Below are 14,113 nucleotides of genomic sequence, written 5' to 3'. Positions count from 1 at the left end.
TTACGCGGGAATGACATTTCAGGGTGGTCGCGGTAAATCCATGAAAACCATCTTCGAGCAAATGCGCGCGCAGCAGCCGCAATTCTTCTCCAGCGCCGACATCACCATATCCGCCGGGCCGATGCAGGCCATGGCCGACATCATTACCGCTATCGAGTCGGTCGTCGCCATGCCGGCCTATCAGGCGCACGCCTTGGCCCAGGCGCCGGAAATCGCCCGCCTGCCGGTCAAGTCGAACGGCGTCTTCATGGGCTACGATTTTCACCTGACCGAAACCGGCCCCAAGCTCATCGAGATCAACACCAATGCCGGTGGAGGCCTGCTCAACGCCTACCTGCTCGCCTCGCATGGCCACGCTGAAGAGGCCGCGCGGATTCGCGACGAATACGTCGCCATGTTCCGCGAGGAATGGCGTCTGGAACGGGGCGATGCACCGCTGCGCCGCATCGCCATCGTCGACGAAAACCCGGCCGAACAGTTTCTCGCCCCCGAATTCGCGCTCTTCAAGGAATTGTTCGAGCAGCACGGCATCGCCGCCGTGGTGGCCGATCCGGGCGAATTCGAGAGCGATGGCCAGCAGCTTCTGCACGCCGGCCAGCCCATCGACCTGATCTACAACCGCCTGACCGACTTTCCCCTCGATGCCACGGTGAACCGGAAAATTCGCGCAATTTTCGAATCGGGTGGTGTCGTTATCACGCCGCATCCACGTGCCCATGCCCTGTACGCCGACAAGCGCAACCTCATGCAGCTCTCCGACGACACTGCGCTGCAGGCGCTCGGCGTCGATGAATCCACCCGCCAGACGCTGCTCGCCGGTATCCCGAAAACCGTGATGGTCTCGCCGGAGCAGGCTGAGAAATTCTGGGCTGAACGCAAGCGCTGGTTCTTCAAGCCGCCGGCCGGCTTTGGCAGCCGTGCCGCCTACCGCGGCGACAAGCTGACCAAGCGCGTCTTCGAAGAAATCCTGCACGGCGGCTACATCGCCCAGGAAATCGCGCATCCGTCCGAGCATGTCGTGCCGGTCGATGGTGTCGAAACGACCATGAAGGCCGACATCCGCTGCTACGTCTACGCCGGCCGCATCCAGCTCGTCGCTGCCCGCCTGTACCAGGGCCAAACCACCAATTTCCGGACGCCGGGCGGCGGTTTTGCCCCGGTTTTCGTGGCCTGAGCGAGTAAAATCTGCCCATGAAAGTTTTCGGTATCGCCGGTTATTCCGGTTCCGGCAAGACGACCTTGCTGGAAAAGCTCATCCCCCAACTGACGGCGCGTGGCCTCAAGGTGTCGGTGATCAAGCACGCCCACCATGGCTTCGACATCGACCGCCCGGGCAAGGACTCCTACCGTCACCGCGAAGCCGGTGCCACCGAGGTGTTGCTCTCCTGCGGTGACCGCTGGGCGTTGATGCACGAGCGGCGCGACGAGGTTGAGCCGACACTCGACGAACTGATCGGCCACCTCTCGCCCTGTGACCTCGTGCTGATCGAAGGTTTCAAGCAGGAACCGGTGCCCAAGCTCGAAGTCTACCGCCCTGAAAACGACAAGCCGCCACTGTTCCCCGAGCGCACCGACATCGTCGCCGTGGCCACCGATGCCGCCATCGAAACCGGCCTGCCGACGCTGCCGCTCAACGACTACGCCGCGATGGCCGATTTCGTCATGAACCACCTTAATTTGCAGGCCCGCCCATGCTGAGTTTTGAACAAGCCCTGGAAAAGCTGCTGGCCGCCGCCCAGCCGGTCGAGGAAATCCGCTCGCTGCCGATTACCGCCGCCGCTGGCCGCATTCTCGCCGCTTCCCAGCAATCCACCGTCGCCGTGCCGCCGCTCGACAACTCGGCCATGGACGGCTACGCCGTGCGCGTCGCCGACATCACCGCCGCCGGCGTCTGTCTGCCAGTCAGCCAGCGCATTCCGGCCGGCACGGTCGGCACCACATTGCAGCCGGGAACCGCCGCCCGCATCTTCACCGGCGCCCCGGTCCCGGCCGGTGCCGACGCCGTGATCATGCAGGAACGCTGCGAGCATGGTGAAAACGGCGTGGTCATCAACCACGTCCCGCGCGATGGCGAAAACATCCGCCGGGCCGGCGAAGACATCTCGGTCGGCGCCGAAATCCTCAAGGCTGGCACCAAGCTGCGCCCGCAGGAAATCGCCCTGGCCGCCGCGGCCGGCCTGCCCGAACTGCCGGTCTATCGCCGCGTCCGCGTCGGCGTCTTCTTCACCGGCGACGAACTCGTCCAGCCGGGCGAGCCACTGCCGCCGGGCGCCATCTACAACTCCAACCGCTACGCCCTGCGCGCCCTGCTCGAAGGCATGGGCTGCGAAGTCCGTGACCTCGGCGCCATCGCCGATACGCTCGAAGCCACCCGCGATGCCCTGCGCCGTGCGGCTGCCGACAACGATCTGGTGCTGACCAGCGGCGGCGTTTCGGTCGGCGAGGAAGACCACGTCAAGCCGGCCGTCGAAGCCGAAGGCCGGCTCGACATGTGGAAGATCGCCATCAAGCCCGGCAAGCCGCTCGCCTTCGGCGAAATCCGCAAACAGGATGGCAAGGCCTGGTTCCTCGGCCTGCCGGGCAACCCGGTCGCCGCCTTCGTCACCTTCCTGACCATGGTTCGCCCGTTCATCCTGCGTTTGCAGGGGGCGGCCAGCGTTTCGCCGCGTGTCCTGAATCTGCCGTCTGCCTCGGTGTGGGGCAGGGCCGATGGCGCCCGCCTCGAATTCCTGCGCGGCTGGCTCAACGACGATGGCGCCGTCGAGTTGTACAAGAATCAGGGCTCGGCCGTCGTCACCTCGCTGTGCTGGAGCGACGGGCTGGTCCTCAACCCTCCGGGTAACACCATCGCCGTCGGCGACACCGTGCGTTTTGTATCCTTCGCGGAGCTGCTGTCGTGAGCGTCAGGATTCTCTACTTCGCCGGCCTCAAGGAGGCCCTCGGCCTGCCCGGCGAAACCATCGATCTGCCGGCCGGCGTCGCCACTGTCGGCGGCTTGCGCGACTGGCTGGTCGGGCAGGGGCGCGACAAGCTGGCCACCGCCAAAAACCTGCGCTGCGCCGTCAATCAGGACATGGCCAAGCTTGATGCCACAATAAAAGACGGCGACGAAATAGCCTTCTTCCCGCCCGTAACCGGCGGCTGAAAATAGAAAGATAAAAAATGTCCATCCAATGGTTCCCGGGGCACATGACCCAGGCCCGCAAGAAGGCCGGCGAAACGCTGGCCGTGGCCGATGTCGTCGTCGAAGTGCTCGACGCCCGCCTGCCGCAGGCGAGCAGCAATCCGATGATCCACGAACTGCGCGTCTTCCGTCAGCGCCCGTGTCTCAAGCTGCTCAACAAGGCCGATCTGGCCGACCCCGAAGCAACGAAGGCCTGGCTGGCTTTTTTTGATGCCCAGCCGAACGTCAAGGCCGTCGCCATTTCCTGCAAGAAAGCCAGCGACGTGGCGCGTATCCCCGGTCTGGCCCAAAAGCTGGCGCCGCACCGCAACGACGCCGTCAAGCCGCTGCGCCTGATGATCATGGGCATCCCCAACGTCGGCAAATCGACGCTGATGAACGCGCTGGTCAAGAAAAAGGTGGCCGCTGTCGGCGACCAGCCGGCCGTCACCAAGAGCCAGCAGCGCATCGACATCAGCAACCGCCTGACCCTCTACGACACCCCGGGCATGCTCTGGCCGAAGATCGACCACCCCATCGACGGCCTGATGCTCGCCGCCAGCCACGCGGTGGGCGTCAATGCCTACATCGACGAAGAAGTCGGCACCTGGCTGGCTGAATTCCTGCTCGAAACCTACCCGGCGCTGCTCAAGGCTCGCTATGGCTTTGCCACGGAAGGCATGGATGCCGTCGGCGTCATCGAAGCCATCGGCAAAAAGCGCGGCTGCGTGATCAAGGGGCGGGGCGGCGAAATCGATATGGAAAGAGCCGCCGCCATCCTGATCCTCGACTACCGCTCCGGCGCCCTCGGCCGCATCAGCCTGGAAACGCCTGAACTTCGGGCGGCGCGTCAGGCGCGCTTGGCGGCCGCGGCCAAGCAGGCACCCGAAGATATTTGATGTTTTTGATATATATGTAGTGATTTTGTCAGTTCATTGGTTAAAATTGCCTTCAATCCATAGGGGGCTATTTGCCATGAACTACCACCTGCGATACTTGCCGTTGCCGGATGTCACCGAGGGCATGGTCCTCGGCGCCCCGCTGATCCTCACCGAGAAGGGGGTCATCAGTTTCAGCCTGCCGGAAGGGCATCTGCTGACGGAAACCAATCTCCAGCAAATGAAAGTCCGTCACGCCGAGTTTGTTTGCGTGCGGGAAGAAGATACCCGCAGCGATGACGAGCGGGCCGATGCCTGGGCGCAAGCCGAGGCCCGGCTGCAACGGATATTTCGCGCCGCCGATCTGAGCCTGCCGGCGATGGCCAATCTTTACGAGGCGGTGCGCGCCTATCGGAGAACATGATGGCGCTACAGCTCACCGACCAGGGAATCATCGAACGCTCGAAAAGCATGCCCGCCTTTCCGCGGGTGGTGACCGAGATACTTGCCACGCTGGACGATGATGGCGCAACCCTCGGGGCGCTGGTTCATCATGTCGAGCGCGATCCGGTAATCACCGCCCGTGTGCTGTCGATCGCCAATTCGGCGGCGATGGCCGGGCACTCAGGCTCCGATGTGCACGACGTTCGCAAGGCCGTTTCGCTGATCGGCCTGCAAAAAATCCGGGAAATCACGCTGGCCGTCAGTCTGGCCGAATTCGCGCATGGCTGCCGCATGGCCTCGTATTTCTGGGAGCACAGCGTCGCCGTCGGTATCTGCGCGCTGGAAGTCGGCCGCTTTACCCACCAGGCTTCGGACTACGCGCTGGTTGCCGGCTTGCTGCACGACATCGGGCAACTCTGGATGGCGCATTTCCACCCCCTCGAATTCCAGATGGTGCGTTCCGCCGCCAGTAGCGGCAGCCAGGGCATCAACGAAATCGAGCAACGCTACTTTGGCGTAGACCACTGCCACATCGGGCGTTTGCTGGCGACCAACTGGGGTTTACCGCAATCGGTCATTGATGCGATCTACTTCCACCACGATCCCGACCAAGGCCTGGGCGAAAGCCTGGTCGCCATCACCCATGTGGCAGAAGTGCTCTCCAATGCGCTGGATCTGACTGGCCGCGACGGAAACATGGTCGCCAACCTGTCAGCCGCCGCCAGCGAAAAACTGGGCATCGACTTGAGCCAGGATCTCGGCCCGCTGTTTGGCCGTATCGAGGCCCGGACTGAATACGCCTGCCGGGTTTTTCGCTAACCAAACTCGGCGCATTGCCTGCGATACCCAACAATAGGGCGCCATCACCTGTTGTTTCCTTTGATGCGAGTGACGGAGCACGTCGCCATATTGCCGTGTTGCGCACAACGCGTATGCCTATTGTGTATGGCGATTTCATTGCGACCGGTAGGGCAAAGACATAGACTGGTGTTTTTCATTGATCGATAGCCCTCGCAGTACTTAGACGATAGCGAAACTGCGATACCAGCAAAATTAGAAAGGAAAGGGCGTGTCAGAAGTCCATGTTAGACAGTTAGAGCAATATCTCTCGAATGCAATAGTGCCTTTGATTGATGTTACAGATCTCGCAGGTATGCCGGATACAAATATTCAACAAGCTTCACTTAGCCGGGCACTTACTGCATTTTCGATAATAGGACTAACGGGAGTTTCAGTCGATAAAGTAGCACCGTTTGTATTAGATGGCGGACGCGATCAAGGTATCGATGGTTGTTTTTATGACGAGATCAAAAATACCTTAGTTTTTGTGCAATCAAAATGGCACAACAGCGGAACAAAGACTATTGCAAAAGGTGACGTCCTCAAGTTTTTGCATGGAATAAAGCTGGTGTTGTCTGCTAATTGGGATACGTTTTCACCTAAGTTTCAAACGCACAAATCTCTTATTGAGCAGGTGCTTCTAAAACCAGATGTTTCTGTAACTGTTGCTGTGTCATTTACAGGTGACAATCGATTAGGAGATGAATGTGATGAGGTATTGAAGCAGTTTGAGTCTGAGCAGAATACTGTGGGTGACTTTTTGGACGTAAAAGTATTGGATTTGCGCGCCCTTCACCGACTTTTTCGGGCCGCCACTCTAGCTAGCCAGTCCCCATTTACCGCAATGCTCTTAGATTGGGGGCAGACCACCGAACCTCACCAAGCAGTTTATGGGAGGGTTTGCTGCGAGGAGCTTGCGAAGTTGTATCGAGACGTCGGTGAGACTTTATTTGAACCAAACATTCGGTCTTTCTTGGGCGATAGTGAAGTAAACAACCAGATAGTGTCTACGCTTTTGAATCGACCTGACGATTTCTGGTATTTGAATAACGGAATTACCGGTATCTGTACAAAATATTCAAAAACTGCTTTTGGCGGGGGTGACACTCGACAAGCGGGGACATTTGTTTTTGATGGTATTCAAATCGTAAACGGCGCTCAAACCATAGGTGCAATTTTAAAAGCCTATGAAAAATCACCGACAAAAGTCGCAAAAGCATTCGCTGCGCTTAAAGTAATTTCTTTGGAGGGAACACCTCTTGGTTTTACTGATATTGTCACTCTCGCAACAAATAAACAGAACAGGGTAGAAGAAAAGGACTTCTTATCACTCGATCAAAATCAGACTCGCGTAAAACTAGAGTTGGCTTCGCAACAAATACAATATGTTTTTAGATCCGGTGAAAGCGTAGTTGATAAGAAAATAGGATTTGATGTTACGGAAGGGATACTTGCTTTGGCCTGTTCTTCCCGCGATGTTGCCAATGCAGTACTTGCCAAGCGAAATATTGGGTCGTTGCTTGATCGGAAATCTTCCACTTATCAATCACTGTTTCATACTGGGATTTCTGGGAACTCTCTTTGGAGCGAAGTAAAAAAGCTTAGAAAGATAGAGTCAGCCTTATCGCGAGTTCAGGCTTCAACTGCAGATTCCAAGAAGAAGCAAATCTTTACTCATGGCAATCGCGTATTGTCATGGGCTGTATTCAATGCAGCAAATGTTGTTGATATAAATGATGAGACTTCCTTGGATACCTTTCTTAGCAAGGCTATGGAAGTCACAGATGGATTTGTAAAGGGAAACTATCCCGAAGCGTATTTGGCAGTGTTTTTCAAGAACAGCCAAAAGTGCACAGAACTTGCCAACCAGATTCGGGCTATTTTGTTTTCAAAATAGCTCTCAAATTGACAATGGTGGTTAGCTTGATTTGTCTTTGCCTCCGCCTCAACGCCATTTCAATTTTGGCCGTAACTTTCGGTTGAACGTAACAAGAAGAGCGTTCAGCTAAGGCGCCGTCTGGTCCAGCACCGGCCAGATCCGCCAATGCCCGCAGGCCGAGCGGGCGCGGCGTTCGGAGTTGTCCCAGCCGCCGCCTATGCACAGGCCTTCAGATGTTTCGGATTCGATGATTACGGTGCCCGGCTCGGTTCCGGGTTGGCGCCAACCGCTCCAGCGCTCGCAACTGGCGCAGCGTTTGCGGTCGACGGCCTGGCTCAGCAAGTCTTGGCGGCCTTGCAGGAGGCGATGGTTTGGGCGGCCGGGGCAACCGGGCCGCCGGCGCCGATCCAGCCCTTGATGCCGTGCTTGACGTTGTAAACGGTGGCGTAGCCGGCCTGTTGCGACAGGAACTGGCTGACCGGCTTGGTGCGGTTGCCGGTGCGGCAGATGACGATGACCGGCTCGTTTGGCTTGGCGAGTGGCTTGACCTTTTCGAGCCAGCCGGCGGCGTCGTATTTCCCTTGTGCGTCAAAGAAGGTCAGCAGCTTGCTGCCGGCGACGATGCCGGTTTCTTCCCATTCGGATTGCAGGCGGATGTCGATGACCGGAACGCCGCTTTTGGTCAGTTTTTCGAGTTGGGCATTGTCGATGTCGATCACTTCGGCGTGGGCGAAGCCGGTTGCGGCAATCAGGCAGGCAAGAAAAAGGTGGCGCATGGCAATCTCGTTTATCAGAAAACGCTGATTATAGACTTTAAGTCCGACTGGCCAATTGACTGCATCGCCAGCCGCGAGGTTCCCGTCCGCATGGGATAATCCACGTTTTTTCCGGGGCAGCCATGGCGCTCAAATCCACTATTTTCAAGGCCGAATTGCAGCTCGCCGATCTCGACCGTTCGCACTTCGGCGACTACTCGCTGACCATTGCCCGGCACCCGTCGGAAACCGATGAACGGATGATGGTCCGTCTGCTGGCCTTTGCGCTGAATGCTTCGGAAACGCTGACCTTCGGGCGTGGCCTGTCTGCCACCGACGATGAAGGGGATTTGCAGGATCTGGACGCCACCGGCAGCGTCGAACGCTGGATCGATGTCGGCCTGCCCGATGAAAAGCTGATCCGCCGCGCCTGCAATCGGGCACGTCACGTCATGGTGCTGAGTTACGGCGGCCGGACGGCCGAAATCTGGTGGCAACAAACGCAGGGCAAGGTGTCCGGCCAGAAGAACCTGCGCGTGCTGGCGCTCAGTGTCGAGGACAGCAAAGCCCTGGCCGGCCTGGCTGAGCGCGGCATGCGGCTGCAGTGCACGATTCAGGACGGAACGATCTGGCTGGGCGGCGAGCAGGGCCACCTCGAGCTGACACCGAAAGTTTTGCAGGCACCCGAATCGGCATAGAATGTTGGAATAATTTTTCCTTCCGACTGACTTCTTTTTGCGAGGTGACTATGGCGGCAAATGATGATGACGAGTCCACAGCGGTAATCGTTGGGGTATTGGCCGGTATCGTTCTGGCGGTGGTTGCTGTGGTTTATGGCGCCAGTGCCGGCAAGGGCTACAAGCCTGCGGCGCAGGTTGCCGAGCAGGCTGAAATCGCGCCGGTGGGCGAGGCGCTGGCCAAGGTCTACTTCGCCGTTGGCGCCGCGGCGCTCGACGATGCCGACAAGGGCGTGGTCGCCAAGACGCTGGAAGCGCTGGGTGCGAATCCAAAGGCCATCGTGCTGCTGTCCGGCTTCCATGATCCTTCGGGCGATCCGGCCAGAAACGCCGAACTGGCCAAGCAACGCGCCATGGCGGTTCGCGATGCGCTGGTGGCCGGTGGTGTTGCGGCTGAGCGTGTCAAGTTCCGCAAGCCGGAATCGACCGTTGGTGCCGGGAGTCCGGAAGAGGGACGTCGCGTCGAGATTCGCGTCCAGTAAAGGGCGCGTTTTGGGCGATGAAAAGGCAGGCTGCGGCTTGCCTTTTTGCTTTTTGGGGCCGGGATGATTATTGGCCTCATGTTGGCGGCAAAATAGGCGAATGAACAATCGATTTCCGGTGAAAGGATGGCAGCGTGAAAAAACAGAAACAGCCCAAGGATGATGCAGCGCGCACCGATACCGTCGAGCCGGCGCGTGGCGGCAAGCTTCCGCCGGATTTGAACACGATCAGATTGAAGCCGCCTCGCGATCTACGGATCAGCTCACCGCCGGACTCGACCGTTTTCCAGCCGGTCGACAGGGTGAAAAAATAGCCCGAGGCAGCGGGGGGCTGGCGACTTGAGCAACGGGATTGCTGTTTCCTGCCTGATGCCGACGTTTTCACGCCAGTATCTGTTGCCGCGGGCGATTGCCATGTTTCGCGCCCAGCAGCGGCAGGATGCCGAACTGGTCATTGTCAGCGAAGAGGCGCTGCCTGCCCGGCTGATGGCGGCCAATCCCGATATTCGCGTCATCGATTGCCGCACCGGGCTCAGCCTGGGGGAGAAGCGCAATCTGGCCTGTGAGGCGGCGCGGGGGGACATATTGGTCCATTGGGATGATGACGACTGGCAGGCGCCTGATCGCCTTGCGCGTCAGCTGGCTGCCTTTGCCGGCCCGGAATGCCTTGTATCGGGGTCGAGCCGGGTGCATTTTTACGAAGCATCGACAGCCCGATGCTGGGAGTACGGCTACGAGAACCGAGATCGCCCATGGGTTTGCGGTGCGACATTGGCCTACCGGCGGTGCTACTGGCAGCAAAACCGCTTTGCCGATATTACGGTTGGCGAGGACAACCTGTTTGTCTGGACGGCCGATGCCAGTGAAGTCCATGATCTTCTCGATGTCGGCTTGACCCTCTGCACTATTCACGAAGGCAATACGAGCCCGAAAAACACGGCGGATGCGTGGTGGCGGCCAATTGCACTGCCCGGAAAATGGCAGGGTGTTGTTGGCCAGAATCAGGGTGAAGGTTCGCGCTGCGCGAGCAGCTAATCAAACGCGAGGCAATTCTCAGCGTTTGATGATGTTCCAGACGAATTCCGCGCCGGCCGAAATCAGGTCAATGGTATCGATGATGCCGGCGTTTTCCGGCTCCTGCTTCATGCGCTTCAGGCGTGACTTTTCACGTTCGCGCATCACGATAGCGTCCCCCAGTAATTCGACATCGCGGGTCGTGCGGTGGACTTCGGCATGCTGATAGCGGCTCAGCGCCTGTTCGACGGCACCGGAATCGAGGATGGTGATTGGTGCGCGGCAGTGGCCGCAGGCGTGATCCTTGCGGATATCGACCGGGGCACCACAGCCCATGCAGCGGATGATGCCGACCTTGGCTGCCAACTCGTCGATTTCTGCCGGGTTGAGTTGCCGGACGAAACCCTTTTCGATCATGAACTGGGCGAAGGTGGTGAAACGACCGTGTTTCTGCAGGCAGCGGTGGTAATTGAACTGGCCACCATGTTTGGCGACATCCAGGCCATGCAGCAGCCGTTCGTTGCAGCGCGGGCATTTCAGCGGGTCACGCAGCGGCGTGCGCTGATCATCATGGTGCTCATGCAGCAGCTTGAAGAACTCGATGATGCCGCCTGGCGTGATCTGGGCGCTTTCGAATTCGTCGAACCAGATGCCCTGGCAATGGAAGCACAGGTCGAGGACGACTTCGCCATGATGCAGCCGCTCCAGGCGGTGCTTGGTCATGGTCTGCTGGCAGGACGGGCAGGGCAAGGGCTTCATGCCGATATTATGCCGGACGAATGGTTCCCAGGTTGAGCTTGACGCCCTTTTTCATCTTGCCGATGACGTGCATTTCGCAGGCCTTGCAGTCGAACTTGAGGATCAGCTTTTCGTTGCCGTTGATCAGCGTCATCGGGTCCGGCTTCAGGTGTTTTACCTCTTTCGGACACAGGTTGAAGCTGTAGCGCAGGCAGTGGCGGGTGATCATCAGCGAGACCATACCTTTTTCGTTGCCAGCCTCGTAGGCTTCTTCGATCAGTTTGACGCCGTGTTTCTCGTAGAACTGGCGGGCCTTGGCGTTGAAGACGTTGCCGAGGTAGGTCAGTTCTTCCTGCGGGTAGGGCACCGGGTTGGCGGCCGGCGTGGCGCGCAGTGGGCGCGGGTGACTGGCGATACGGGCGGCTTCGAGCTTTTCGGTGGCTTCACGGCGCAGGGCGTTGATCGCACTGACGGGCAGGAACCACGGCTGCGACAGTTGTAGTTCGACCGGCTCAGCGATGAACATGGTGTTGCCGAATTTGCTCAGGTTTTCCTTGAGCTTGGCCAATGCCTGATCGGCGTTCTGGGCAATTTCGTTACCTATCTTGTCGCTTCTCGGCAGATCGACTGCAGCCGTGACTCCGTCTTCGTCCGTCAGCGTTAGGCGGAAGCCGTCTGCTGTCTCGGAGAACAGCGGCTTCACCGAAATGCAACGGTCGGCAGAGTCCTTTTCCAGCGCCCGTTCGAATTCCTGATCGCGGTTACGGAACAGCGTAGCGCCTTCGGTCAGCGCCTCCGGCATTTCGGCCGGGAAGAGCTTCTTGCCTTCCGCCCGGTTGATGCGCATACCGAGCAGATCGCCGTGTGCGTCGTAAAAGCAGACGCCATCGCCATTGTGGAAGTCCTGGTCGGTATTGACCATGAACCAGCCGTCGCCGATCTCGGCTACATCGCCAATCAGTTCGCCGACGAAGGCTGGCGAATCGAAGGCGCCGATGTCGTCCTGCCGGTCATTGGCGAAGTAATCCGTGTAGCCACGGTTAAAGGTCTTGTCCGGCTGCGGCGTGAAGGTGTAGGTGCTGCGACCGCTGGAGGCGCGGGTGAATTCCGGGTTGTTGGCGATGATCTCGTCGAGCAGCGTGCGGTAATGCGCCGTGATGTTCTTGACGTAGGACAGGTCTTTCAGGCGCCCCTCAATCTTGAACGAACTGATTCCGGCGCGGGCCAGTTCCAGCATATTGTCGGTCTGGTTGTTGTCCTTCATCGACAGCAGGTGCTGGTTCTCGGTGATCGTCTTGCCCTTGTCGTCGACCAGCGTGTAGGGCAGGCGACAGGCCTGCGAGCATTCGCCGCGATTGGCGCTGCGCCCGGTGTGGGCCTGGCTGATGTAGCACTGGCCGCTGAAGGCGACGCACAGCGCGCCATGCACAAAGTATTCGAGGGCGAGGGTGGTTTCGTCGGCGACAGCCTGGACTTCCTGAATCGACATTTCGCGGGCCAGGACCACTTGCGAAAAACCGGCCTTTTCAAGGAACTTCACCTTGGCCGGATTCCGGTTGTCAGTCTGCGTACTGGCATGCAACTGGATCGGCGGCAGGTCAAGTTCGAGCAGCCCCATGTCCTGGATGATCAGCGCATCGGTGCCGGCTTCGTAGAGTTCCCAGGCCAGTAGGCGGGCGCCTTCCAGTTCGTCGTCGTGCAGGATGGTGTTCAGCGCAACGAAGACTTTTGCCCGGTAACGGTGGGCAAAATCGCACAAGCGTCGGATTTCGGCGACGCTGTTGCCGGCGCCGTAACGGGCGCCAAAAGTCGGGCCACCGATATAGACGGCATCGGCCCCGTGCTTGATGGCCTCAATGCCGAAATCGGCGTTTTTGGCCGGCGCAAGGAGTTCGAGAGGGTGTTGAATTCGAGTCATGGCGCCTTAGTACGTGAAACGCGGGGCAAGTTCTTCGATATTGAACTCGCGCAGGATGGCTTCGGCCCGTTCGCGGGCATTCTTGCGCGGGTTGCCGCGCTTGCTGGCGATGATTAGTTCGTTTTTCATCGAATGTTCCCAGCCGACCAGTTCGGTGACGGTGACGTCGTAGCCATGCGACTCGAGCAGCAGGCAGCGCAGCACGTTGGTCAGGTGGCTGCCCAGTTCGCGAGTGTGGATCGGGTGTCGCCAAAGTTCTGACAACGGTGTCTTGCCCAGCGATTCATTCTTTTTGGCGCGCATGCTGGCGGCCACTTCGGCCTGACAGCAAGGGACGAGGACGATATGGCGGGCGTTGCGGGTCAGGGCGAAACGGATGGCGTCGTCGGTGGCTGTGTTGCAGGCGTGTAGTGCGGTGACGACATCGACGGTCTCCGGCAGTTCGCTGGACGACAGCGAATCCTCGACCGTGCAGGCCATGAAGCGCATCCGCGGAAAGCCAAGCCGGGCGGCCAGTTCGCAGGATTTTTCAACCAGTTCGGCGCGGGTTTCGATGCCGACGATCTCGCCGCTGGCACGTTCCTTGAAATAGAGATCGTAGAGGATGAAACCGAGGTAGGACTTGCCGGCCCCGTGGTCGACCAAGGTCTCGGCGCCATCCAGCAGTGGTTCGATGAATTGATAGAGGTGATAGACCTGCTTGAGCTTGCGCCGCGTGTCCTGATTGAGCTTTCCATCGCGGGTCAGGATGTGTAGTTCCTTGAGTAATTCAAGGGACTGGCCGGGGCGGATTTCCGGGATGGCGGCAGGTGGTTTTGGCGTCTTCATGGGGCGCAATTATCGCATTCAAAGTTCTATTGAAATTGTGTCAACCGAATCAAAGTCGGGTCGTTATTAGGCTCATGGTGATCAAACACCGCAAACCTACGGAGAGTGAGAAATGGGCAGTCTGAGCAATGAATCCTTCGAGCAGTTTCTGGATTCCCTGAAGAAAGCCGGTATTACAATTTCCAACGAAGTCGAACTGCGCGAGCGTTTGGCTGAAGCACAACGGTGGCGTTTCGCCTTCCAGACCCTGGCCGCCAACGGCAAGACCATCGGAATCTGCTTTGAAGATCATTCCGAAGGCCGCAATGAAGCCGAGATCGACCGTGCGTTCAACGAATTCCAGTTTTCCGAAAAGAGCAAGGCGGTTTTCTCAGCCAGCCTGAAGCACTAAAATCCACATACACCGGTTTTGAGCCTCGCATTGGCGGGGCACGAAA

The 14,113-nt window shown here is 58.8% G+C and carries 18 protein-coding genes; 13 read left to right on the top strand and 5 right to left on the bottom strand.

Going from position 1 to position 14,113, the window contains the following annotated elements; genetic code table 11:
• Positions 1-40: 40 nt before the first annotated feature.
• From KI617_RS11540 to KI617_RS11505, 8 genes are all read left to right on the top strand, one after another.
• Positions 41-1,174: a hypothetical protein gene (locus KI617_RS11540; RefSeq protein ID WP_226446375.1), complete on the top strand. Its 1,134-nt coding sequence runs from the start codon at positions 41-43 to the stop codon at positions 1,172-1,174.
• 17 nt (positions 1,175-1,191) lie between these two features.
• Positions 1,192-1,698 (top strand): molybdopterin-guanine dinucleotide biosynthesis protein B, encoded by a 507-nt coding sequence (mobB, locus tag KI617_RS11535; RefSeq protein ID WP_226446373.1) that lies wholly within the window; start codon positions 1,192-1,194, stop codon positions 1,696-1,698.
• The gene (locus KI617_RS11530; RefSeq protein ID WP_226446372.1) at positions 1,692-2,900 is read left to right on the top strand and encodes a molybdopterin molybdotransferase MoeA; all 1,209 of its coding nucleotides are present in this window, start codon (positions 1,692-1,694) and stop codon (positions 2,898-2,900) included. The genes mobB and KI617_RS11530 overlap by 7 nt, the downstream gene beginning before the upstream one ends.
• Entirely contained in the window at positions 2,897-3,145 is a 249-nt protein-coding gene (gene moaD, locus KI617_RS11525; protein WP_226446370.1) for a molybdopterin converting factor subunit 1, read from the top strand. Before KI617_RS11530 ends, moaD begins: the two co-directional genes overlap by 4 nt.
• A 17-nt stretch (positions 3,146-3,162) precedes the next feature.
• A complete protein-coding gene (ylqF, locus tag KI617_RS11520; RefSeq protein ID WP_226446369.1) occupies positions 3,163-4,062 on the top strand; it encodes a ribosome biogenesis GTPase YlqF in 900 nt (299 codons plus the stop codon).
• A gap of 76 nt (positions 4,063-4,138) precedes the next feature.
• A complete protein-coding gene (locus KI617_RS11515; protein ID WP_226446366.1) occupies positions 4,139-4,465 on the top strand; it encodes a hypothetical protein in 327 nt (108 codons plus the stop codon).
• Positions 4,462-5,304 carry an HDOD domain-containing protein gene (locus tag KI617_RS11510; protein WP_226446362.1) on the top strand — a complete coding sequence of 281 codons (843 nt, stop codon included), beginning with the start codon at positions 4,462-4,464 and terminating at the stop codon, positions 5,302-5,304. Before KI617_RS11515 ends, KI617_RS11510 begins: the two co-directional genes overlap by 4 nt.
• A gap of 250 nt (positions 5,305-5,554) precedes the next feature.
• Positions 5,555-7,222, top strand: coding sequence for an AIPR family protein (locus KI617_RS11505; protein WP_226446361.1), 1,668 nt, complete (start codon positions 5,555-5,557; stop codon positions 7,220-7,222).
• 108 nt (positions 7,223-7,330) lie between these two features.
• Here the strand turns inward: KI617_RS11505 and KI617_RS11500 are convergent, their stop codons facing one another.
• A complete protein-coding gene (locus KI617_RS11500; protein ID WP_226446359.1) occupies positions 7,331-7,546 on the bottom strand; it encodes a hypothetical protein in 216 nt (71 codons plus the stop codon).
• Entirely contained in the window at positions 7,540-7,980 is a 441-nt protein-coding gene (locus KI617_RS11495; RefSeq protein ID WP_226446357.1) for a rhodanese-like domain-containing protein, read from the bottom strand. The genes KI617_RS11500 and KI617_RS11495 overlap by 7 nt, the downstream gene beginning before the upstream one ends.
• 122 nt (positions 7,981-8,102) lie before the next feature.
• Between KI617_RS11495 and KI617_RS11490 the strand changes: the two genes are divergently transcribed.
• The 4 genes from KI617_RS11490 (at position 8,103) to KI617_RS11475 (ending at position 10,213) form a co-directional block, all read left to right on the top strand.
• Positions 8,103-8,657 carry a YaeQ family protein gene (locus tag KI617_RS11490; RefSeq protein WP_226446356.1) on the top strand — a complete coding sequence of 185 codons (555 nt, stop codon included), beginning with the start codon at positions 8,103-8,105 and terminating at the stop codon, positions 8,655-8,657.
• A gap of 50 nt (positions 8,658-8,707) precedes the next feature.
• Complete coding sequence (locus KI617_RS11485; protein ID WP_226446355.1) at positions 8,708-9,178, top strand: OmpA family protein; 471 nt, start codon at positions 8,708-8,710, stop codon at positions 9,176-9,178.
• A 134-nt stretch (positions 9,179-9,312) separates the two neighbouring features.
• Positions 9,313-9,492, top strand: coding sequence for a hypothetical protein (locus tag KI617_RS11480; protein WP_226446354.1), 180 nt, complete (start codon positions 9,313-9,315; stop codon positions 9,490-9,492).
• A gap of 25 nt (positions 9,493-9,517) precedes the next feature.
• Complete coding sequence (locus KI617_RS11475; protein ID WP_226446353.1) at positions 9,518-10,213, top strand: glycosyltransferase family 2 protein; 696 nt, start codon at positions 9,518-9,520, stop codon at positions 10,211-10,213.
• An 18-nt stretch (positions 10,214-10,231) separates the two neighbouring features.
• Here the strand turns inward: KI617_RS11475 and KI617_RS11470 are convergent, their stop codons facing one another.
• Genes KI617_RS11470 through KI617_RS11460 form a run of 3 tightly spaced genes read right to left on the bottom strand, consistent with a single transcriptional unit; the run spans position 10,232 to position 13,676 of the window.
• The gene (locus KI617_RS11470) at positions 10,232-10,951 is read right to left on the bottom strand and encodes a zf-TFIIB domain-containing protein (protein WP_226446349.1); all 720 of its coding nucleotides are present in this window, start codon (positions 10,949-10,951) and stop codon (positions 10,232-10,234) included.
• A gap of 7 nt (positions 10,952-10,958) precedes the next feature.
• Positions 10,959-12,848: a peptidase U32 family protein gene (locus KI617_RS11465; RefSeq protein WP_226446348.1), complete on the bottom strand. Its 1,890-nt coding sequence runs from the start codon at positions 12,846-12,848 to the stop codon at positions 10,959-10,961.
• A gap of 6 nt (positions 12,849-12,854) precedes the next feature.
• Positions 12,855-13,676, bottom strand: a complete 822-nt coding sequence (locus KI617_RS11460) for a class I SAM-dependent methyltransferase (RefSeq protein ID WP_226446347.1) — start codon at positions 13,674-13,676, stop codon at positions 12,855-12,857.
• Positions 13,677-13,788: 112 nt separating this feature from the next.
• Here KI617_RS11460 and KI617_RS11455 point away from each other — a divergent pair, with 112 nt between their 5' ends.
• The gene (locus tag KI617_RS11455; RefSeq protein WP_011287549.1) at positions 13,789-14,067 is read left to right on the top strand and encodes a hypothetical protein; all 279 of its coding nucleotides are present in this window, start codon (positions 13,789-13,791) and stop codon (positions 14,065-14,067) included.
• The last annotated feature ends 46 nt before the right edge of the window (positions 14,068-14,113 follow it).

The sequence above is a fragment of the Ferribacterium limneticum genome, assembly GCF_020510625.1.
GTDB classification, from domain to species: Bacteria; Pseudomonadota; Gammaproteobacteria; order Burkholderiales; family Rhodocyclaceae; genus Azonexus; species Azonexus limneticus_A.
Note: the sequence above shows the minus strand (reverse complement) of the source record. Positions and strands in the feature narration are given on the sequence as shown.

Bases quoted from the DNA above. Each gene is read 5' to 3' on its own strand.
- KI617_RS11470 (WP_226446349.1), bottom strand. From the start codon at position 10,951: ATGAAGCCCTTGCCCTGCCCGTCCTGCCAGCAGACCATGACCAAGCAC.
- KI617_RS11510 (WP_226446362.1), top strand. From the start codon at position 4,462: ATGATGGCGCTACAGCTCACCGACCAGGGAATCATCGAACGCTCGAAA.
- ylqF (WP_226446369.1), top strand. From the start codon at position 3,163: ATGTCCATCCAATGGTTCCCGGGGCACATGACCCAGGCCCGCAAGAAG.
- KI617_RS11515 (WP_226446366.1), top strand. From the start codon at position 4,139: ATGAACTACCACCTGCGATACTTGCCGTTGCCGGATGTCACCGAGGGC.
- KI617_RS11465 (WP_226446348.1), bottom strand. From the start codon at position 12,848: ATGACTCGAATTCAACACCCTCTCGAACTCCTTGCGCCGGCCAAAAAC.
- KI617_RS11460 (WP_226446347.1), bottom strand. From the start codon at position 13,676: ATGAAGACGCCAAAACCACCTGCCGCCATCCCGGAAATCCGCCCCGGC.
- mobB (WP_226446373.1), top strand. From the start codon at position 1,192: ATGAAAGTTTTCGGTATCGCCGGTTATTCCGGTTCCGGCAAGACGACC.
- KI617_RS11490 (WP_226446356.1), top strand. From the start codon at position 8,103: ATGGCGCTCAAATCCACTATTTTCAAGGCCGAATTGCAGCTCGCCGAT.
- KI617_RS11485 (WP_226446355.1), top strand. From the start codon at position 8,708: ATGGCGGCAAATGATGATGACGAGTCCACAGCGGTAATCGTTGGGGTA.
- KI617_RS11495 (WP_226446357.1), bottom strand. From the start codon at position 7,980: ATGCGCCACCTTTTTCTTGCCTGCCTGATTGCCGCAACCGGCTTCGCC.
- KI617_RS11455 (WP_011287549.1), top strand. From the start codon at position 13,789: ATGGGCAGTCTGAGCAATGAATCCTTCGAGCAGTTTCTGGATTCCCTG.
- KI617_RS11530 (WP_226446372.1), top strand. From the start codon at position 1,692: ATGCTGAGTTTTGAACAAGCCCTGGAAAAGCTGCTGGCCGCCGCCCAG.
- KI617_RS11540 (WP_226446375.1), top strand. From the start codon at position 41: ATGAAAACCATCTTCGAGCAAATGCGCGCGCAGCAGCCGCAATTCTTC.